This window comes from Nostoc sp. MS1 (assembly GCF_019976755.1).
In the GTDB taxonomy this organism is placed as follows: domain Bacteria; phylum Cyanobacteriota; class Cyanobacteriia; order Cyanobacteriales; family Nostocaceae; genus Trichormus.
The window spans coordinates 102,045-124,055 of sequence record NZ_AP023441.1 but is presented as its reverse complement, the minus strand read 5'-3'; the positions used below and the strand labels follow the sequence as shown (position 1 = coordinate 124,055).

The window sequence follows — 22,011 nt, the reverse complement described above, 5'->3', positions numbered from 1 at the left end:
ATTATAAACTCCTGATGGGTAGCAAGCAGTGGCGACTAATTCCTTTATTGGACGCTTCCGGTAGTGTACAGATGGCTATTGACCGTTGGTTATTAGAACAGCACCAGTCTGGTAAACATCCACCTACTTTGAGATTTTACACTTGGTCGCCACCTGCCATTTCTCTTGGTTATCATCAACGCCAATATCCCCAACATTGGGAAAATTTAACTTGGCGAGGTCAAAAGTTAGATTTAGTGCGTCGTCCTACAGGTGGTAGGGCAGTATTACATCAAGGTGATTTAACTTATGCTGTGGTAACATCTGGTTTGCCTAGTAATCGTGTTGCAGCTTATCAAAAGATTTGTGAATTTTTAATTCAAGGATGGAAAGCGATCGCCATACAATTAACCTATGGTACAGCCGGGCGTGGTTACATCCATAATCCTAATTGCTTTGGTACAGCCACAGGTGCAGATTTAGTTTTAGTAGATGGAACAAAACTAATTGGTAGCGCTCAACTGCGGCGCGGTGATGTAATCTTGCAACATGGTTCTATGCGTCTCCAACCCGATGCAGAATTATTTGCCCAAGTATTTGGGGCAGAAGCTTTTACACCTGTGCAATTAAACTTGAGTGTAGAACAGATAATTACGGCTTTGACTGCTGCTGCTAGTGATTGTTTTGGTATGCAGTTAGAAGTAAAACCTTTGTGTTTATCTGAGTGGAATGATATTTTGGCAAGAGTGTAGTGGCGTGGCAATGTTAAATAGATTTGGCAAAAATTGAACGCAGCATTTAAGGCTTGCTACGCCACTAGATACCTTGGAGCATAAAAGCGATCGCACTGCTGAGATAATGCAGAAAATGTGATGTTGGTAAAAGGCTTAATGATGATTAACGACGATGCCACAAGAATTTCTTTAAAAGCCGAACTACTGCAAAGATTAGAAGCATTAGGTTTAGAACAAGCTTTATTTCCATCAACACAAGAATCAATAGATGAAATTTTGCGGCGCTTGGAAAGTCTTAACCCCATCAAACAACCACTTAATCCCAGCTATCTACCTTCCCTATTTGGGGACTGGCAATTAGTGTACGCTTCTATGGGTACAGTTGTTACACGCCCTCTTGCATCATTGCCCAACTTTGGCGGGGGAATTAAACTCAAACGGGTGTGGCAAAAGTTAGACGCAGGCGATACCAACCGAATTTTCGCTTCCAACAACACCATTTTTGACCTACCACTGCTAGGAGAGTGGCAAGTGCAAGCCGATGGAGTATGGATATGTACTACAGATGAGCAAACTGCTACGGTAAGTTTTAGTTCATTTGCTGTGCAAGCTACAAAACTCTTGGGGTTATCACAATGGAATTTACCTGAGTTGAAAATCCCAGTGCTAGAATTTCTCCGCAATGAGGCTGTATGGATAACTTCCTACTTAGATGAAGACATGAGATTAGGACGAGGTGCAACTGGAAATTTGTTTGTGTTCCGCCGTGAAGCTTAACATTTTTGATATCGCATTCCGGGGAGTTGAGAAATTACACCCATCAGTTCCAACTGTAATAAGGCACTGGAAACTGAGCCTGCATTCATGCCTGTTTGTTGGATAATTAAATCGAAGGGTAAGGCATCAGTGGCGATCGCATCCAGTACTTGTTGTAGTTCTGGTGGTAAAATGGGCAAACTCAACTGTTCTGGTGTAGGTGATTTATCTACTGTATCTAGTTGTGGTATCGCTCCCAACATTTTTAATAGTTCGTCTATTTCACTGATAATTAAAGAAGCACCTTGACTAATTAATTTTAAACAGCCTTGGGATGGGTGGTCATCTAATCTTCCAGGGAGTGCGTAAACATCTCTGCCAAAATCGTTGGCGTAGGTAGCCGTAATTAATGCACCAGACTTGATAGGCGCTTCCATCACCAAGACAGCGCGACTCAACCCTGCAATTATTCTATTACGCCGGGGAAAATGTGTCCGGTCAGGTGGGGTCTTGGCAGGATATTCACTAACAACTATTCCCGATGTGAGAATTTGCTTGTACAAATCCTTGTTTTTATGAGGATAGACTACATCTACACCCGTACCTAAAACTGCAATTGTCCGTCCGCCGGCTTTCATCGCTGCACCGTGGCTGACTGTATCAATTCCCTCAGCCATACCTGAAACTATGGTGAAGCCATTTTTGGCTAAGGCTGTGCTAATTTGGCGCGTCCAACGGATACCATATTCTGACGGCTGGCGTGTACCGACAATGCCAACTAGCGGTTTATGTCCGAGGTTTTCTTGTAAATCTACTTCACCCCGATAATATAACATTGGCGGTGGGCTGGGAGTTTCCAATAACAGACGGGGATAGTCTGTATCTGCTGGTGTCCAAAAATGGGGGTTTTCTTGTTCGTGCTGGATGAGTAATTGTTCTGGATTTAGTTGCGATCGCTGTTTTACCACCTTTTCTAAGGTCTGTAAACCGAAGCCCTCTACTTCCCCTAATTGAGATTTAGTAGCATACCAAGCTGCTGATAATGTGCCAAAATGCTGCTGTAGTCGTTGCAGTAAAACAGGCCCAACTCCAGATATTTGCGCCCATGCTAACCAATACGCTCTTTCTTCTCCCACTTTCTCAACCTCACACCCACTTGGTTGAGTATTCCCAAATTTGGGGCTAAGGTATCGACAGGTGAGGAGTTATAAATTTTGTTACGTAATTGCAGTAAATCTACTGAATTTGGGTCAATTACCAATGCGCGATTGCAATACTTCAATGCTTCTTCTCGTTTTCTCAACTTAGTTAAAGCAGAAGTTAGCATAGGCGTGACAATTCTTAAACCATAAACATTAGACAAATTTTCATCAATTTCAAAACCTTTAGACAATTCCTCCACAGCCCGATCAAAAACTTTGTGAGCTAAAAATGCTTGTCCCATTGCTGTATGTACTTTAGCAAGATGTTGCTGATCATCAAGTTCTTCTCCTAACTCGATACTTTTATTAAAGTACATTTTTGCAAGCTTAAAAGCTTCTTCCCCTTCTTGATGAGCCATAACTTGACCTAAACTATTAGTTATTATGGCTTGCCCTCGTTTATCATTCAGCTTTACAGCTAAGTCGTAACTTTGTCGGAGAATTTTTTCAGCTTCATTCCACTTCTGTTGTTTTTCTAAAACCCCACCCAAGGTATTTAAGACCTTGGCTAAACTCGGAAAATCTTTGTTATCTTCAAAAATTTCCTGACTACGTTTAAGAACTATTTCTGCTGTGTTAAATTTACCTTTTAATTTCCAAGCTCTACCAAGACTGTGCAAAACCCATGCAACCTGAATAGGGCTATTGAGATGGGTGAAAATTTCTTGGCTTTTTTCTTGGAGTTCAACAGCTTTATCCACAGATTTTCGTTGTTCTATAAGAAGATTGCCATATTGGTGAAGTGCTATCCCCATTCCATTCAAAAAAGAAGCTGAAACTTGTTTATTATCATAATTTCTTGTCATTTCAACAGCATGATTGTAATATTCAAGGGCTAGATCAAATTTCTTTTGTTGTAAAGCTAGAGACAATAAATTATTTAATGTCCATAGTATACTTTCTTTATTATTCAAACTCTCCTCAATGGCAAGAATACGTAGCAATGTATTAAAAGCATTCTCAAAATCTCCATTATCTCTTTGCAGACTAGCCAATGAACTAAGTGTCATGGCTAATCCTCGCTGATTTCCAAGTTCTTCCTCAATCTGAGAAAGAAATTCGAGGGTGGTAATTGCTTCTGGAATCTGTCCTGCTGCTTTCAGAAGTTGACTAACTTGTGTTAAGGCCATTGCTAGTCCTTTGGAAACACCCAATTCTGTTTCAATAGCAACACAACGTTTAGCTATTATCAGCGCTTGGTCTAATTTGCCTTGTTGCTGAAGTAACCCTCCTAAACGACTCAACCCAATGGCAAGTTGAGATTGGTCATTGAGAGCTTGTGCGATCACTATTCCTTGTTCAAAAGCCTGCTGTGCTTGTTCTAATTTACCTTGTTGTTGAAGCAATCCGCCTAAACAGTTCCAGCCAATGGCAAGTTGAGATTGGTCATTGAGAGCTTGTGCGATCGCAATTACTTGCTCAAAAGCCTGCTGTGCTTGTTCTAATTTGCCTTGTTGCTGAAGCACTCCGCCTAAACGGTTCCAGCCAATGGCAAGGGATGATTGGTCATTGAGAGCTTGGACGATCGCAATTACTTGCTCAAAAGCCTGCTGTGCCTGTTCTAATTTGCTTTGTTGCTGAAACAGTCCGCCTAAACAGTTCCAGCCAATGGCAAGTTGAGATTGGTCATTAAGAGCTTGCGCGATGGTAACTACTTGTTCAAAAGCCTGCTGTGCCTGTTCTAATTTGCCTTGTTGCTGAAACAGTCCGCCTAAACAGTTCCAGCCAATGGCAAGTTGAGATTGGTCATTAAGAGCTTGCGCGATGGTAACTACTTGTTCAAAAGCCTGCTGTGCCTGTTCTAATTTGCCTTGTTGCTGAAGTAGTCCGCCTAAACAGTTCCAGCCAATGGCAAGGGATGATTGGTCATTGAGAGCTTGAGCGATGGTAACTACTTGCTCAAAAGCCTGCTGTGCCTGTTCTAATTTGCCTTGTTGCTGAAGCAATCCGCCTAAACAGTTCCAGCTAATGGCAAGTTGAGATTGGTCATTAAGAGCTTGGGCGATCGCAATTCCTTGCTCAAAAGCCTGCTGTGCCTGTTCTAGTTTGCCTTGTTGCTGAAGCAATCCGCCTAAACAGTTCCAGCCAATGGCAAGTTGAGATTGGTCATTGAGAGCTTGAGCGATCGCAATTACTTGCTCAAAAGCTTGCTGTGCCTGTTCTAGTTTGCCTTGTTGCTGAAGTAATCCTCCTAAACGGTTTAGTGTAATGGCAAGTTGAGATTGGTCATTGAGAGTTTGGACGATTTCAATTTCTCTTTCAAAAATCTGCTGTGCCTGTTCTAATTTGCCTTGTTGCTGAAGCAGTCCGCCTAAACAGTTCAGCCCAATGGCAATGGTTAATCGGTCATTGCGAGCTTGGGCGATCGCAATTCCTCGTTCAAAAGTCTGCTGTGCTTGTTCTATTTTGCCCTGGGACTGCAATAATTTTCCTAAACGATTGCAGACAATGGCTAAAGATTGATTATCACCAATTTCTTCTTCAATCAGAATTTCTGCTCTAAAAGTCTGAATTGCTTCTTCTACCTTACCTTGTTTCTGAAAGATACCACCCAATACATTCAGAACTTGCGCTTCACGTCTCTTTTGAGTATTTAAATTCTCAATATTTTTTAAATATGTCTGTGAAGATTTTAAAATTTCTTCGGCTCTTTCAAAGTCTCCTGCAAAAGACCAGTAGCGAGCCTCGTGCATTTTGCATTTAACTACTGTATTCCAATCATGAAGTTGCTCTGCCCAGAACTGAAATCTTGCCATGAGGGTAATTGCCTTTTGCCAGTAGCCATACTGTTCAAATAACGGCTGTAGTTTTAAGGCAAATTGATAAGATTCCTTTTTTCTCTGTGCGGTATCAGCTTCATGAGCCTGCAACCACTCAGCAGCCAAAATTACATCATCCAAATTTGCGGCAACCTCAGCAATAGTAGTCTCATCATTCAATTCATCAGACTGTAGCCACTCGACAAAAAATTTAGCATGACGTTCTTGTGCTACAGCCAGCAACCCCCGCTTTTTCGCTAACGCTTCAGCATACACCCGTACTAAAGGATGCAGCAGATAACGGTTCTCTCCAGTATCTACATAATTCAAGAGCGACAAATCATAAAGCTTTTTTAAACAACGTTGGGCTAGCAGATTTCTCTCACACCCTGTTGATGCCATTGCTGTTTGCTTAGTAAAGCCTTCTGCTGCACATACACTTAAACAAGCGAAAAAATCTACTTCATCTTCTGAAAGTGACTTCAAGCTTAAATTCAATGAACGTTCTACATTGAGATCGCGATCGCCTTCTACTTTGAGTTCTTCAAACAGTTCATCTTTCTCTTCTTCCAAGGCTTGTGTATAATCATCCAAAGGCTCACGTTGCCCTCGTAAAGCTGCACCCAGAACCTGCAACGCTAGAGGCAAATTACCAACTAATTTCACTAGTCGCTTTGTAGCCGCCACCGCATTTTCAACTCGCTCAGATCCCAAAATCTTCTTTAACAATTGCAGCGCATCAGCTTCGGGCAAAGGGGGTAAGTCAATAGTTTCTTCCTCTCCCATATCTAGAGAGAAAGCTAAATTGCGTCTTCGCGTTGTCACAATTACCGCACAACAAGTTCCTCCCGGACGCAATTTTTTAATGCTTGCTTCCTCAGCATTGTCAAATATCAGCAACATTCGACGATGAGCAAATACCTGCTGCATCAAAGTTGCTGCATCTCGCTCATCCTCCGCATCCAGTTGTTCTCCACAACGTCTGACAAACTCACGGGCTATAGTATCCACATCCTTACCATCTACCCGTAACCCAATTACGCCATCTGGAAATTTATCTTGATGAATCGTTGCAAAGCGACAAGCTAAAGCAGACTTGCCAATACCACCACCACCAGATACCCCGACAATACTACAGACTTTAGCACCCTGTGTATTGAGCAATAGTGCCTCTAGTTGCTGGAGTTGTTCTTCTCGCCCTGTAAAATTAGGTGTATCTGACTGTGGCAAAAAAAAAGGCTTTTGTGATGAGGATTTTGTCTTGGCAAGCCCCCAAAACTCTCTTTCCCAGTCTTGTGAAGTTAAAACACCAATATTTTCAGCAAACTCAACCAACTTCTGGCTATCCTCCCAGCCGACAACAGCCAGATCACGGTCTGCCAAGTTTCTTAAAAACCCCTCTAAATTGCTTTGTCCTTCAGAAATTAACAGTTCCAGCAATTCATTAAAAAATACCAGATTGGTTCCTTCCCAAGTAATTTGCCGACCTAACCTATCAAACCCTACAGCAGCTAATAATGCTTTACGCTGCTGAACTGTTTGTGTATTCGGCATTTGTGACAAAAACTTTAACAGTTCAGACTTCAGGGGCATTGTCTAGGCTTCCTAGTCACTGGAGTTGAGACTTTGATTATCTACTTGGATGCTAAATTCACCATTTCTCTAATTTCTGATGGCAAATCCGCCAAAATCCTCTCTATTAGTATACCCTCGTTTCTAAAATAACGTTTCTTAGTTGTGGGTTCAGGGATATTACCACCTGCATGATGCAGGGCGACCACTTCCCAGCCATCGTTTAATACTGGCGACCCAGAAGAACCATTGAGTGTAGATGTAACATATTGCACCACATTACCGCCAACATATTCTACAAAATTGTTTTGCAAGGAAATTTCTTTGGGTCTTCCGGCTGGATGCTGAATGATGTTTATTCGCTCTCTGCACTTGATATTTCGGGCTAATAAAGGCAACCATCCCCACTTTTGCCCAGGTTCACCATCAAGTTCAACCAGGGTATAGTCTAGTTCCTCATTTGTATGGAACAGTCCACTAGGCTTGGCGTGATATTCTTGACTGGGTTGAGACTGTCCTTGAAAATCGTCTTCGTAGTTAAAGCGAAATATGGAATTTGTTAATAAATCTGAACTTGGCAAAACGTGATTGTTCGTCAGCAATAAATCTTTAGCTACTAAAAAGCCTGTCCCTGACCAGCGTTGGTAACTGGACTTGACTCCAATATAAGCAACAGATCGCGCTACTTCTAGTCCTCGCTGTAAAAAAGCAATGGGACGTAATGTATTCTCGCCAAAAATCTTTTCCAGAACGTCTGCTGTAGTTTCCCCGCCTTTCCACTGACCAATATTAGGAAGTGCGGCGATGGGTGTCATCATGTCGTACTTTGTCAATAACCCGTCGAGAAACTCTTGCTGTTGAACCCCGACAAAGCTTTTGAGAGTGTTGAGAAATAGCCCCAGTGCTTCATGTGCATAGGTCAAACGTCCATACTGTGATAGATACCTGACAATTTCACTGACCGCAACAAAGGAGGCTCCTGATAAATCTATCATGGGAGCCAACTGCTTGAGACCAGCCAATTCCAACATTTGTAGGCGCGATCGCTCTGTTGCTAACTCTGGTAGATCCTTAAGTAAGGTAATTAGTTGTTTGCGATCATCAATATCTAAATTGATCATAGGGAGCTTGACAACTTGTCTCTTTTAGCAAGTATTGCGGTAGCCCCCATTTTATACCTTGACTGTGGGTTTTTGTTTGAGATAGGCGAATACTGATTTATCGCCGATGTCTGGGGGAATGGCTTGTATGGCTTTACGGAAGGCAAAGACTAGGAATAATATTGCCCACGTTGCTAATAAGACTTGTTCCCATTGAGTGGGCAAAATGCCTACTAAGTGTCCTAGTAATAATACGGGAACAATCAAGGTTAGGGCTTTGGTTTCTAAACGATTAAAGCAAAATGCTTCTTTGAAATAAATCCCTGTCAAAGCCGCGAAGGTAAAACCAATTCCTAATATAGTTAGGGGTTGAGTGTAGACAGTTACAGCAAAAGGTTGGCTGTCAGAATGTCCTACGTAAAATGCAGCAATGCTACCAATTAACCAAAAAGCTTGTAATAGTCTATGTAACGGTGCAAGATAAATGTGAATCGTTAATAAACTCACACCTAGCGCCAAGCTGAAGCAGGTGTATAAAGGGGTCAGTGCTTGGATGGCTAGAGGATTATTGGTGAATAATACTATCGCGCAGCCAATGGCAAAGCTTAGGGCAGCTACCATTAAACCAGCACGGTAGATTATCACACCATTGCGATCGCTCTGATCAATAGTAAATTCTCCAAACTGACCTTGATAAACGTCTGATGTAGGTAGTGATGTAGTCATTGGTCAATAGTCCATAGTCAATAGTCCATAGTCAACAGTCAACGGTCAACGGTCAACTGTTATCTAGTCTAATAACTAATTAGTTCTAGAGGGTCTTGCAAATTTATTTGTAGCTTTGAGTGTGCGTTACCGTTATTGATGGCAATTTCTACCCAGCCATGACTCCCAACTAAAGCTAATACCTCTCCCGTCTGTACTTCACTGTAGGTATTACATCCTGGAATCGTCAAACCACCAACTTGCACACCCCATTTTCTACCTTTGGTGTAATCACCGGGAATATTACTGACTAAATTCCCAAAGTAATCTATATATTGTATGCAGCCTGACCAACCTGTTGTTGTTTGGGTGCAGTTTTCCAGGCTCATCTGTATCAAACTAGCTGGGTCAATTTCAATTCCTAATTGTTGCAATGATACACCATCGGCAAGATAAGCGCCGACTGGGGCGAAAATGTCTCTACCATGAAAAGTTTTACTAAGTTCAGGGGTGCGCCAATATTGGGAATTAGTGAGTTCAACGGCTGCAATGGCGGGACTTTGAGCTAATACACCGCTAAATATGCCATTGTCCGGCCCTACTAGAAATCCACCTGCAAATTGTACAGCGATCGCTCGTCTTTTCCCACCCACCTCCGGATCTACTACGGCTATATGTACCGTCTCTTCAGGGAAGTAAAGGTAAGCATTCATTAAACAAAACCTCGCAGCCGCAATATTCTGTGGCGGGATCTGATGGGTTAAGTCAACTACCTTCAGGTTGGGGTTGATTTGGGCTATGACTCCCTTCATTACAGCCACATAAACGTCGCGATCACCAAAATCGCTCAATAACGTTACAAAGGTCTGTTTTCTGTAATTTTCTGACATAACTTGCAAAAATATGTATATAGAACTAAAATTTTCTGTAGCATAAACTACTAAATTTATGCTATGTTATGAATAACAGACATAATAGAGAAGAATGACAAGAGGTTAATTCTATGAGCCAAGGTAGATTTAAGGCTAATAGTGCTACACAAGAAGTCCACAGACAAAATATTCAAAGAAATATCGAGCATCGCTTGGAAGTAGCTAGAGCTAAAGGCGATGAAAGACTAGTTCGTCAATTAGAAGCAGAATTAAGGCAATTTGCTTAAATTTCAGTGTTCATAGTTCATAGTGTTGTTGTGTTATCCCGCCAAGGCGGGTTTTTTTGTTGGTCATTAGTCATTAGTCATTAGTCATTAGTCAACAGTCAACAGTCCATAGTTATTTCCCCCTGCTTCCTCATCCCCCTCATCTCCCTCTCTCCCAAAAAACTTGACCCTCCACCCAACTGGAGAGTCCACAATGGAGAGAGTAGAACGCTGTGGAGAAAATATTGAATGTTACGCCCCGATGTAAAAAATAGCTTTTTGGCGCTTGGCTTTGTAGTGCTGACATCTCTAACAGGAGGGATGTTGACGGCTTGTTCTACAAATTCTCAAACTCAAAATGAAACTCCAAAACCTACTGCAATTGATGCTAGTACCCAGCAGCATCACAATCACAGTATGGCAATGGATTTAGGCCCAGCAGATGCTAACTATGATTTGCGTTTTATTGATGCGATGATTATGCACCATCAAGGTGCGGTGGATATGGCAAATGTTGCACAGCAGAAGTCAAAACGGAAGGAAATTAAGCAGTTGGCGACTAATATTATCAAAGCCCAAAACCAGGAAATTTCACAAATGAAACAATGGCGCACAGCTTGGTATCCCAAGGCAGGGGATCAACCAATGGCTTATGATGCCACAATGGGTCATATGATGGCGATGTCGTCTGAACAACAGCAAGGCATGATGATGAGCCAGGATTTAGGCAACGCTGATGCTGAGTTTGATTTACGCTTTATTAACGCCATGATTCCCCATCATGAAGGTGCTGTAGTAATGGCACAAGATGCTTTACAGAAGTCCCAACATCAGGAAATTAAAAACTTAGCTCAAGCCATTATTAAAGCGCAGGAAGGGGAAATTAAAGAGATGAAACAGTGGCGGACAACTTGGTATAAGAAGTAGTCAGTAACAAAAAGCGATCGCTCTATTTTAACTGAGGCGATCGCTTTATCATGAAAGCTTGACATTGATGGACTAGGGGAGTTGTAGAACATTAATTACATAAAAGTAAAGATATATATTATTGTTTTTGAATTTCAACTTAACTCTACAAATAAGTTTATAAGTTACGGAGGAATATAATTTATTCTTCACAAATTCCTCACATTTATTATCTTAAGATTCAGACACAACTAAATTCAGGTTAATTTTGTTCTTTATTAGCTTGTCTCTAAAAGTATTTATATGGTTAGTTATTCAGGGTTAATTCACAGAGATAGCTTGTTAAACTCCTTGAGCTTAGAACATCTGAGAATTTTTGAAGCAACTGCACGAAACAAAAGTTTCACTCGTGCAGCAGCAGAATTGTATACTTCTCAACCTTCGGTATCACGTCATATTAAACAGTTAACTGAAACAATTGGTGTACCACTTTTTGAATATGTAGATAACCATATTCAAATAACGCCAACAGGAGAAGAACTTTTAATCATCTACCAGGAAATTTTTCATTCTCTAAAAGATTTTCATACCAAATTAATTGATTTGAACCATGTAGAACAGGGTCACTTAAAAGCCTCTGCTGTTAAAACTATTCAGTATGTCATTCCTAAGTTTTTGGAACAATTTTGCCGACTTCATCCTGATGTCAAAATTGCACTAGATTTTATTAATCATGAAGAAATATTGAATCGAATACAGGAAAATGTGGATGACTTCTATATTCTTGCCTATCCGCCAAAAAAAGAAGATTTTGAAATCAAACCATTCATGGGTAATTCTTTGGTGGTAGTTGCTCCATCAAATCATCTTCTTGTTAATCAGTCGTATATTTCCTTAAAACAGTTGGCTAAAGAAAAATTGATTATCCAAGAACAAGGTTCGGAAAATCGTATGGCTGTAGATACCTTACTTGCTGAACATGGAATAAAAATTCAGTTTCAATTAGAGATGAATAGCAATAACGCAACTAAACAAGCAGTACTTAGCGGTTTAGGCCTAGCAGTATTATCGATACATACCTTACATCCTGAACTAGAACAAAATCAAATATCTATTTTAAACGTTGAGGGATTTCCTATTTTTCAGAAGTGGCAAATAATTTATCTGAAAAATAAATGGTTATCTCCGGTAGCTATTACTTTTTTAAACTATTTACAGCAAGGGAGTGTAAGTAATAGTAATGATAGCTTTCTACTCAGTGCCAGCTAAAATTGCATTCATCTAACTTATAAGTTTACTAGCTTAGTATAAATACGCTAGATAAAGTATGAAGGAGCTAAACTATATCTATAGTATAAAAAATTGTCTATCTTTAGTTAGAGTTAATAATACCTAGTTGTCGATATTCTAGGTAAATAAGAACACGAATTGATACGGCTGATCAAAACACAGGTAGAAAAGATTATCTGTGTTTTTTTGCGTTTGTACGTGTTTATTTTCTAGGTGATAAACCAGCCCTAGAAAGCAAATAAATCACATCTTCATTTAAGGGGTGAATATGTCAGAACTGATTCAAGCAGTCTTAGATAGTGAAGAGAAAAATGATTTGCGTGCTTTTATTAGCGAATTGCGTCAGCAAGACAAAAATTACCTGCTACGGAATGACATCCTGAATGTGTATAGTGAATACTGCTCTAAGTCAAATAAACCAGAAACATTTTATAAATCGTCTAATCTAGGTAAACTCATCTACTATACTCAAGAAATAATTCAAGAAGATTCCAACTTTTGCTTCATCATTCGTCCTAAAATTGCTAGTCAAGAAGTGTATCGTATTACTTCCGAATTAGCTGCGGAAGCGATGAGTGTGCAGGAATTGTTGGATCTGCGCGATCGCCTAGTTCAAAAATCACATCCCAATGAAGGCGACATACTAGAACTGGACTTCGGCCCCTTTTACGACTACACCCCAACCATCCGCGACCCCAAAAATATCGGTAAGGGTGTGCAGTATCTCAACCGCTATTTATCTAGTAAACTTTTTCAAGACGCTAAACAATGGCTAGAAAGTTTATTTGACTTCTTGCGTCTCCACAACTATAACGGTATCCAGCTACTAATTAACTACCAAATTCAATCACAGCAACAGTTATCGCAGCAAGTAAAAAAAGCTATCACCTTTGTTAGCGATCGCCCCGATGATGAACCCTACGAACAATTCCGTGTACAATTGCAAACGATGGGTTTTGAACCGGGTTGGGGTAATACAGCTTCCCGTGTGCGCGAAACCTTAAGCATTCTCGATGAGTTGATTGACTCCCCAGACCCCCAAACCCTGGAAGCTTTCATCTCCCGTATCCCGATGATTTTCAGAATTGTCCTCGTATCAGCACATGGCTGGTTTGGACAAGAGGGTGTTTTGGGTCGTCCCGATACTGGTGGTCAGGTTGTATATGTCCTCGACCAAGCCAAAACTTTGGAAAAGCAACTCCAAGAAGATGTGGAGTTAGCTGGTTTAGGTGAGTTAAACGTCAAACCCAAGGTAATTATCCTCACCCGCTTGATTCCTAACAGCGATGGAACTCTTTGTAACCAAAGGTTAGAGAAAGTCTACGGTACGGAAAACGCTTGGATTTTGCGTGTACCTCTGCGGGAGTTTAACCCCAACATGACGCAAAATTGGATTTCTCGATTTGAGTTTTGGCCTTATCTCGAAACCTTCGCCATCGACTCAGAAAGGGAACTCCTCGCAGAATTTCAAGGTAAACCAGACCTCATTGTCGGTAACTACACCGATGGTAACTTGGTGGCGTTCCTATTGGCGCGACGGATGAAAGTTACCCAGTGCAACATCGCCCACGCTTTGGAAAAATCCAAATACTTGTTTAGTAACCTCTACTGGCAAGATTTGGAAGAAAAATATCACTTCTCATTACAATTCACGGCAGATTTAATTGCCATGAATGCGGCTAACTTCGTCATTAGCAGCACCTATCAAGAAATTGTGGGTACACCCGATAGTGTGGGGCAGTATGAATCTTACAAATGCTTCACCATGCCAGAACTGTATCATGTGGTGAACGGAGTTGAATTATTTAGCCCTAAATTTAACGTTGTTCCGCCTGGGGTGAATGAAAATGCCTACTTCCCTTACACCCGGACTCAAGATAGAGTAGAAAGCGATCGCGCTCGTTTAGAAGAAATGTTGTTTACTCTAGAAGATTCTAGCCAAATTTTCGGTAAACTCGACGACCCCAACAAACGCCCTCTGTTCTCAATGGCGCGTCTTGACCGGATTAAAAATCTCACCGGTTTAGCAGAATGTTTTGGTCAAAGTAAAGACTTACAAGAACATTGCAACTTAATTTTAGTTGCGGGTAAATTGCGCGTAGAAGAGTCAGGCGATAACGAAGAACGCGACGAAATCGTCAAACTTTACCACATCATTGAAGAATACAATTTACATGGTAAGATTCGCTGGCTTGGTGTCCGCCTCTCCAAAAATGATTCAGGCGAAATTTACCGTGTCATTGCTGACCGCCAAGGTTTTTTTGTTCAGCCTGCATTATTTGAAGCCTTTGGTTTGACAATTCTGGAGTCAATGATTTCTGGCTTACCAACCTTCGCCACTCAATTTGGTGGGCCGTTAGAGATTATTCAAGATAGGGTTAATGGCTTTTACATTAACCCCACCCATCTAGAAGAAACAGCCCAGAAAATTGTTGATTTCGTCACTAAGTGCGAACAAGACCCCAACTACTGGTCTACCATTTCTAAACAGGCGATCGACCGAGTATATAGTACATATACTTGGAAAATTCACACCACCAAGCTATTATCATTAGCCCGAATTTACGGATTCTGGAATTTTATTTCCAAAGAAAACCGCGAGGATTTATTGCGCTACCTTGAATCTCTATTCTATTTAATTTACAAACCCAGAGCGCAACAATTATTAGAGCAGCATAAACATAGATAGTCAATAGTCAACAGTCAATAGTCAATAGTCAACAGTAAAAACTAATTAACTAATGACTAATGACTAATAATTATCTTGTCAACGAAAACCAAGTATTAGGGCCGACTACACCATCTGCTACGAGATTGCGCTGATCTTGAAACGCTTTGACAGCCGTTTCTGTCAGCGCCCCAAAATTTCCATCAACACGAATAGCATAGCCTTTAGCTATTAATAACCTTTGCAAAGCCCGGACAGCCATACCAGAATTACCAAAACTTAGTATTGGTAAATTGCGGCGAGTAGCCCTTCTAGCAATTAGCACCCTGTTTCCAAACTGTTGGGCTATAAGACGTGGTTCACGCGGAAATTTTACCCTAACAGCTTGAAAATTGTTAAATTCATCTGGGCTATATATATCTTTTGTTACAACTTTGTGTGTCTTTTTTAAGAAGGATTTGTAATTTCCCGGTTGATAATTCGCTTTAATATTTGAGGAAATATCACTAAGCTGCGTAAATTCAGGTGGCGTGATTTTGGCACTTGCTACTAATTGATATGAGTCACCCTGTGTAGAGTTTTTCACGCCATTGTCAAGCTGAATTGCAGGCTGTTTGGGTACAATGGACGTAGAAGGTTGTTTTGTTGCTAATACGCCCGTCATCAGCAAGACAATTTCATTCATGGTAATTGATGTCACTATGACCCATAATTCCTTTCACAGTAAAAAAATAGATTATTCCGGAATTAGGCATACCTAAATCTCATTTGTTAAATTTTGAGCTATGACAAATTATTATTTTTTTGATACTTCTCTCTGCACACTGTTTCTATTTATAGATTAAATATTTTTCTATCGGTTCCTCTATTTAAGTGTTCAAGAACAATAAACTCTAGATACGAAAAAATTTGTTCCACCTTTAGCAGTAGTTATATAGGCAATTTCTTTTGATTGTGTATTAGTAGATTACTTATGTTTTAAGTCAAGTATTAATAACTACTTTCATTAGAAAAAATAATGTTAATTTCAGCAATTTTAATTACTATTAAACTTTCCTGTTGCTGAAACTGGCTCAATAAATCTCTGTGCCTCTGTGGTTAATGAATGCAAAATTTTAGGCTTGCCACGCCACTACAAATAATCTCTAATAGCTAACTTCGGGTAGAAGTACGGCAGCAAGGCAATCTTTACTATGTGGTCAGTACATTCTCTATCTGTCTATGTCTTCTGTAATTGACCAAGCCTATCATCGTAAAGAATTGCTGCGTGGTATTTTAGCCGTGTGTCTCATCATCGTCGGCATTACCCATTTTCTACGACCAGAGCAATATGCGCGAATTGTACCGCCAATATTCCCACCATTCGCATCAGTTTATCTGAGTGGTGTATTGGAAATTTTAGGTGGCATTGGTTTAATGATTCCAGCCGTGAGTGTTGCCGCAGCATGGGGATTAATTTCTTTATTTATTGCTGTCTTCCCGGCCAATATCTATATGACTCTGCATAATATCCCCATTGATAGCATTCCGCAGAACCAATTGCTTTATATAGCAAGATTACCATTTCAGGCTGTTTTGATTGCCTGGGCATACTGGTACACTCGCAGAACAGAAGAATTTGGTGTAGACGATAGACAGTAATTTTGCTGATGTTGTCGGACTATTATCTTGTATAAGATTGAAATAATGTAATCTAAGTAAGGCATGAAAATCCTTAACTAACATAGGTTTTGCTTGTGCATTAGCTTAGTTACAAAAAATAATTTATACAAGCAATCTTAAGGTCGGCAATGGGTAAGGCAATAGGGATTGATTTGGGAACAACTAATTCCGTTGGTGCTTTTAAGTTAGCAGAAGTAGAGGTGGTGACGGCTAACGATAACACACCCCCAGATAGAAAACTCACGCGATCGCTTGTTGCCTACGACCAAGGTAAATTATTAGTGGGAGATTCAGCCTACAACCAATTACGGGCTGACCCGGAAAATGTTATCTTCTCTGTTAAACGCTTGATGGGTAGGGGTTTTAGTGACCCCGCAGTTAAGGAACAGCAAGCAAAAGTCAGTTACAAAATTACTGAACCCAGCCAAGGAACTGAGAATAGTATCGCTGTTTGGCTAGGTGGTAAGGAATATAGCCCAGAGGAGATTTCAGCCGAAATCCTCAAGAAAATGGTGCGGAATGCCCAAGCTTACCGTCAAGGTATTGGTAAAGATGAAGTTATCGACCAAGCTGTAATTACTGTCCCTGCTTACTTCAACGACCAACAACGGTACGCCACCCGTACCGCCGCCCTCAAAGCTGGACTTACCCCCCTAGAACTACTACCAGAACCGACGGCTGCGGCTATCTCCTACGGTTTCTCACCCAATAGCGAAGATGTGAAGACGATTTTAGTTTACGACTTTGGCGGCGGTACGTTTGATGCTTCTCTAATTACGGCGGCTGGTAGTTCATTTATTGAACAAGGGAAAGCTGGGGATTTATGGTTAGGTGGGGATGATATTGATTCGCATATTATCAACTATGTCAAAACCCAAGTCGCCAAGGAAGAAAAAATTGCTGATATTGATGGCTTAATTGCCAAAATGCCTCACTATCAACGTTTGAGGTTTAATGCTGACCTGAAAATCGCTGTGGAACGTGCCAAGGTGGAATTAAGCAGTTCCCTGACTGCGCGAATTAGTCCGTCAACACCTCTGTTGGATGAATTAGGAATTGCTATTCCCATTGAGGTGGAACTTAGCCGCCAGCAATTTGAGGCGATGATTAGCGATATGGTAGATCGTTCGGTGCAAATTTGCCGCCTCGCTATTCAAGATGCAGGCTACCACATGGAGATGGTGGATATAGTGCTACTTGTAGGTGGTTCTTCGCAAATTCCCCTAGTACAGCACAAGGTGAAACAAGCTTTTGGTAACGATAAGGTTGTTCTACATCCCCGCCCGATGTATGCGGTGGCTGAGGGTGCAGCGATTGTGGCAGCTGGGCAAACTGATAAAGTGACAACAGTATCGCGTGATTACTATATCAAGTTGGTAGACGATACTTATAAAGTTATTAGCCGCAATGATATTTTGCCTATACTTACATCACACACCTTCAAAACTGTGGCTGATGGACAAAGGTTGATTCACTTTAAATTTGTTAACCCTGACCAAGTTGGTGAGAAATTAGATGGGGTATATAAAGAGGAAAGTATCGGGGATATGTGGTTGGGATTAAACCATGTTTATCCACGGGGAACGGAAATTTTAGTCAACTTAGAGTTGGATGAGAAAAATAGCGACCTGAAAATGACGGCTACCTTAAAAAATGACCCTTCGGAAAGGGTGAGTTGTACGTTTTCGCATGGGAACCCAGACGAGAGGATTTATCAAGAATTAGAACAAGCGATCGCTGAACTCAATAATCAAGACTTAACCCAACTCGGTGTAGAAGAAGCCTTAAAGTTAGCCGTGCCGATAGTCCAGTCAGCTAATGAGATTATAGATCCCAGAACTAACGAGATGCGTCCTGATATCCGCGATCGCGCTAGGGAAAGTTTGCGGAAGTTTCAAATCTCAATGTCTAAGGAATCTTTGGAAGCCGAATCTTTAGCGATTGAATGCGATCGCCTCATCGCCATTTGTCCTTTTCTCATTCCCCAACCACAGCAGGAAAGATTACAAAAACAGAGTCAAGAGTTGAAAGCGGCAATTAGCGCCTATGACTTATCACGGATGGAAGCTTACAGCGAAGACACCAGACGAGAACTCAACAATCTCCCGGATGAAGCCCAACTTATTCAAGCTAGTCTGTTAGCTATCCGCCAAGCAAGGCAAATTGCCCCCACCCAAGCCAGCGCGATGGCTGATAAATTCTATCGCTTATTAGATGCGATGGAAAGAGACTCTCGACAAGAAGCTGAACGTTTGTGGCAAGAACTGCAACCAGATGTGCAACTTTGGCTAAATCAAGAATTACCCAGCAATATTATTGCCACAGGAATTAGCCGATGAATACTCAGCTTAACTGTCCTGTGTGCAGTTACCAAAATATTACAGGGGATACTTGCCCTAACTGTGATGCCGACTTGCGGGTAATTCGGATGCTGCAAGAATTACCCCATGTTCCCAAGTCATCGGTATGGCCATTAAGAATCACCTTATTATTGTTGATTATTGGTATTGGGTTAGGGGTTGCGAGTAGTTGGATATTTTCCCCACCCCAGTTTAATACAGTCGTTGTTTCTGCTCCTAGTCCCGTTCATCAACCTATAACTCCTCCTCAGCCATCCTCAGCACCCACTACATACACAGTCCAACCGGGAGATAACCTAAGTGCGATCGCCCAAAAGCTATGCGGTAAAGAAACCACTTGGGAGATAATGCTGAAAGCTAATCCCCAACTCCAAGGTAAGGAAAACTATCTCAAGGTGGGTGAGGTGTTGAAAATTCCCCATTGCCTGGAGGGGATTTAATGAACCTTCTGCACCAGTTAAATCAACTCAGCAAAAAACTTTTAGGCATAGGAATTATCGATGCTTGGCAACAAGCACCACAAACTAAAGCCGCTAGTCAAAAAGCTACACAACTAGCCCAAAAAAAACACCTGCGGGAAGCGGTGACTGTAGCAGAAAAAACCCTATCTTTGTGGTCAAGAAAACCAAGTTTTTGTGAACGGTGGATTTGTCGCTTACTCTTGGGTAATCTAATCAATCAACTGACTGGGCAATTGCAAGATTGGCGTAAACAGATAGCCACAGTTGACAAACTAGCTGCTAATGCCAAAATTCTGCTTAAACAAGATACTGGTGATCCTTGGGAAACTCAAGGACTAACAAATGTTATCACCATTTATCAACGTTGTAGCAAAATCATCTATGATGCAGCGATGGTGGAAGAAATTAACCAATGTCAACAGGAACTACAAAAACGTCAACAGTTCCAAGAATTAGTACAGCAGGCGCAATCACAAGCTGGGAATCTGTTTTTTCAAGAAGCGATCGCTTCTTACCAGCAAGCGCAACAACTCTACTCCACCCAAGCTGTTACCCAAGCCATCACCGCAGCTAAAGCCCAAATTCCCCAAGAACAAGCCTACTACTCTAATTTACAACGATCGCAACAAGCGGCAAAAGAAGGAAAATTAAGAGGTGCGATCGCCACCTTAGAAACTGCTTTAGCTAAGTTTCCCCGCAGCGATGGACGAGAATTATTAGACAAACTGCGATCGCTACTCCAAGGTAGAGAATTTTTCCGTCAAGGTTTAGCCGCAGAGAAGGTTAATAATTTTCAGCAAGCTATCTGTTTATATGAAAATGCTAAATCTCTATTACCTGATAATACAAACTGCCGCATCAGATTAGGGCTAGTCACAATTAAAACCCAAGATTGGCAAACTGCTTTATCCTATTTACAAGATTTACCAGGAGAACAAGCCGCATATCTACGCGGATTTGCTTATGCAAAACTAGAAAATTTACAACTAGCGTATCGAGAATGGCAAGGATTATCAAGTGTTGAAATCAGTCAACAGCTAGAAATTCTCAAGCAGCTCAGTCAAAGACAACGCCTGCTTTCTCTGCAAAATATTGAACAATTAGTTAAAACTGAAAATTGGCAGCAAGCAAAAACATCCAGTACAGAATATATCCAAAAATTTGGTTCCCATCCATTAGTAGAAGAAAACCTCAAACACCACATCCAACCCCGTTTAGAAGCAACATTCTGGCAAAGTCATGATTGGCAATTGATTAGCGAACAAGCCAAACAAGAATGGCTAACCAAACCTGATATTATTACCTTACATAATTGGGCAGTTGCTAATTACTATTATGCTCAGAAAGAAACAAATAAAATACCAGATTTAATAATTTCCTTATCAACTGCCCTAGCAAATATTCATAACGATATTAGCCTTCAGGATGTGCCTTGGCTGGGTAATCAACCTGTAGATTTTAAATTAGTATTTAATCAAGTTAAGCACCGTTTAGAATCATTGATTGATACTTTTAAAGATAAAAATATAGAGCATTACTTAAAATATCGTGATTTGTGGAGACTAGAGGCAGCAGCCCTAGATTTAATGGGGCAACCAGCACAAGGAGGGAGTAAAATCCATGAGATATTTTGTACCCCTGGTTGTTATAAACATTATCTAACTTTTGCCCAACCAAATCACAGCAGAAAAATAGATTACAGCCAAAAAATCTTGCATTGCTTATATACAACTTGGGGATTAGCAGTTGCAGCTTGTATCGCCGGAGATAGCCAACGGGCAATTAAATTAAAACCAGCAACAAACCCCAGTGCTGATTTAGAAATATTTGCTAGTAAGTTTGTGGCTTACCACGAAGGCTGTTATTACTTACAACAGCAAAAATGGCGCGAAGCCATCAAGCCACTCAAGCAAGCAAAATCAGAAATTGAAACTAATCAAGAATGGCGACAAGAAATAGATAGACTTTGTAGTTTACAGCGTCAAAATATTTCTGAAGACAAGGAACATCTGACCTTTGCTCAGGCTTGGTATGATATTTTAGAAAGCCGCAATTCTAGAACTTATTTAGCTGAATATAAAGCTGAAGAAATCAGAGAAGAATTAGCAAATCACCAAATTTCTAGACAGCAAGCCCTAAAAAAACTAGAGAAAATTAAATTAATTGATGATGAAAATCCTATTGTGCTGGACTTAATTGAAAGAATAGAAGTTACACTAGCGGGAGAAGTGATTGATGGACTTTTAAACAATAATAGATTCCAAGAAGCAGTTAATTATGCTCAACAAACTGGTAAGCAAAAAGTTAAAGATATATTAGCGGATATTTTTATTGATATATTAATTCAAGGATTTAAAACTAGGAAATTAGGATTTACAGAAATTTATGAATTAGGTGGCTGGGCTTATGAACTGAGTCCGCAAAACCAAAATGTTCAGGGATTTTATACCATCAGCCAAGAACTGCATAATATTTATCATTTTATTAAAAGCGATCGCTACGACGAAGCTGTCTATCGTGCTAAATATTCCCAATATGATGCTGTTAGTGCCTATGTCGGTGATTATTTAATGATGATTTTGCTCAACGGAATGCAAAATCAATCATTACCAGTTCATGTAGCTGATCAATTAGGTCATTGGGTTTATGAACTTTGTCCTGATGACCCAGACTATCAAGAAATTTACCGTCGGCTAAATATTCTTTAAAATGAGGGGGA

At 40.7% G+C, this 22,011-nt stretch carries 16 protein-coding genes; 10 read left to right on the top strand and 6 right to left on the bottom strand.

The features are described 5' to 3' along the window. Nucleotides 1-14 precede the first annotated feature (14 nt). Nucleotides 15-731: a biotin/lipoate A/B protein ligase family protein gene (locus NSMS1_RS00520; RefSeq protein ID WP_224089839.1), complete on the top strand. Its 717-nt coding sequence runs from the start codon at nucleotides 15-17 to the stop codon at nucleotides 729-731. A gap of 120 nt (nucleotides 732-851) precedes the next feature. Next, complete coding sequence (locus tag NSMS1_RS00515; RefSeq protein ID WP_224089837.1) at nucleotides 852-1,490, top strand: PAP/fibrillin family protein; 639 nt, start codon at nucleotides 852-854, stop codon at nucleotides 1,488-1,490. Here the strand turns inward: NSMS1_RS00515 and dprA are convergent. The 5 genes from dprA to NSMS1_RS00490 form a co-directional block, all read right to left on the bottom strand. After that, entirely contained in the window at nucleotides 1,487-2,605 is a 1,119-nt protein-coding gene (dprA, locus tag NSMS1_RS00510) for a DNA-processing protein DprA (RefSeq protein WP_224089834.1), read from the bottom strand. The genes NSMS1_RS00515 and dprA overlap by 4 nt on opposite strands. Further along, nucleotides 2,578-7,023: a tetratricopeptide repeat protein gene (locus NSMS1_RS00505; protein WP_224089832.1), complete on the bottom strand. Its 4,446-nt coding sequence runs from the start codon at nucleotides 7,021-7,023 to the stop codon at nucleotides 2,578-2,580. The genes dprA and NSMS1_RS00505 overlap by 28 nt, the downstream gene beginning before the upstream one ends. Nucleotides 7,024-7,064: 41 nt before the next feature. After that, nucleotides 7,065-8,123 carry a trypsin-like peptidase domain-containing protein gene (locus tag NSMS1_RS00500; RefSeq protein WP_224089823.1) on the bottom strand — a complete coding sequence of 353 codons (1,059 nt, stop codon included), beginning with the start codon at nucleotides 8,121-8,123 and terminating at the stop codon, nucleotides 7,065-7,067. A 51-nt stretch (nucleotides 8,124-8,174) separates the two neighbouring features. Continuing rightward, nucleotides 8,175-8,828, bottom strand: a complete 654-nt coding sequence (locus NSMS1_RS00495) for a DUF2301 domain-containing membrane protein (RefSeq protein WP_224089814.1) — start codon at nucleotides 8,826-8,828, stop codon at nucleotides 8,175-8,177. A 68-nt stretch (nucleotides 8,829-8,896) separates the two neighbouring features. Continuing rightward, nucleotides 8,897-9,697 (bottom strand): S-adenosyl-l-methionine hydroxide adenosyltransferase family protein, encoded by an 801-nt coding sequence (locus NSMS1_RS00490; RefSeq protein WP_224089812.1) that lies wholly within the window; start codon nucleotides 9,695-9,697, stop codon nucleotides 8,897-8,899. A 113-nt stretch (nucleotides 9,698-9,810) separates the two neighbouring features. On the opposite strand from NSMS1_RS00490, the gene NSMS1_RS00485 reads away from it, so the two are divergent. The 4 genes from NSMS1_RS00485 (at nucleotide 9,811) to NSMS1_RS00470 (ending at nucleotide 14,830) form a co-directional block, all read left to right on the top strand. After that, nucleotides 9,811-9,966 carry a hypothetical protein gene (locus tag NSMS1_RS00485; RefSeq protein ID WP_224089810.1) on the top strand — a complete coding sequence of 52 codons (156 nt, stop codon included), beginning with the start codon at nucleotides 9,811-9,813 and terminating at the stop codon, nucleotides 9,964-9,966. A gap of 228 nt (nucleotides 9,967-10,194) precedes the next feature. After that, entirely contained in the window at nucleotides 10,195-10,872 is a 678-nt protein-coding gene (locus NSMS1_RS00480) for a DUF305 domain-containing protein (RefSeq protein ID WP_224089808.1), read from the top strand. 282 nt (nucleotides 10,873-11,154) lie between these two features. Further along, nucleotides 11,155-12,120: a LysR family transcriptional regulator gene (locus tag NSMS1_RS00475; RefSeq protein WP_224089806.1), complete on the top strand. Its 966-nt coding sequence runs from the start codon at nucleotides 11,155-11,157 to the stop codon at nucleotides 12,118-12,120. Nucleotides 12,121-12,409: 289 nt separating this feature from the next. Further along, nucleotides 12,410-14,830, top strand: a complete 2,421-nt coding sequence (locus tag NSMS1_RS00470; protein ID WP_224089796.1) for a sucrose synthase — start codon at nucleotides 12,410-12,412, stop codon at nucleotides 14,828-14,830. Nucleotides 14,831-14,900: 70 nt separating this feature from the next. On the opposite strand, the gene NSMS1_RS00465 is transcribed toward NSMS1_RS00470, so the two are convergent. Then, nucleotides 14,901-15,494, bottom strand: a complete 594-nt coding sequence (locus NSMS1_RS00465) for a peptidoglycan-binding domain-containing protein (protein WP_224089794.1) — start codon at nucleotides 15,492-15,494, stop codon at nucleotides 14,901-14,903. A gap of 536 nt (nucleotides 15,495-16,030) precedes the next feature. Here NSMS1_RS00465 and NSMS1_RS00460 point away from each other — a divergent pair. From NSMS1_RS00460 to NSMS1_RS00445, 4 genes are all read left to right on the top strand, one after another. Next, nucleotides 16,031-16,450, top strand: coding sequence for a DoxX family protein (locus NSMS1_RS00460; RefSeq protein ID WP_224089792.1), 420 nt, complete (start codon nucleotides 16,031-16,033; stop codon nucleotides 16,448-16,450). Between the two features lie 149 nt (nucleotides 16,451-16,599). Further along, nucleotides 16,600-18,810 carry an Hsp70 family protein gene (locus NSMS1_RS00455; protein ID WP_224089790.1) on the top strand — a complete coding sequence of 737 codons (2,211 nt, stop codon included), beginning with the start codon at nucleotides 16,600-16,602 and terminating at the stop codon, nucleotides 18,808-18,810. Beyond that, complete coding sequence (locus NSMS1_RS00450) at nucleotides 18,807-19,271, top strand: LysM peptidoglycan-binding domain-containing protein (protein ID WP_224089788.1); 465 nt, start codon at nucleotides 18,807-18,809, stop codon at nucleotides 19,269-19,271. The genes NSMS1_RS00455 and NSMS1_RS00450 overlap by 4 nt, the downstream gene beginning before the upstream one ends. Continuing rightward, nucleotides 19,271-22,000, top strand: a complete 2,730-nt coding sequence (locus NSMS1_RS00445; protein WP_224089779.1) for a peptidase M, neutral zinc metallopeptidase site — start codon at nucleotides 19,271-19,273, stop codon at nucleotides 21,998-22,000. The genes NSMS1_RS00450 and NSMS1_RS00445 overlap by 1 nt, the downstream gene beginning before the upstream one ends. Nucleotides 22,001-22,011: the final 11 nt, after the last annotated feature.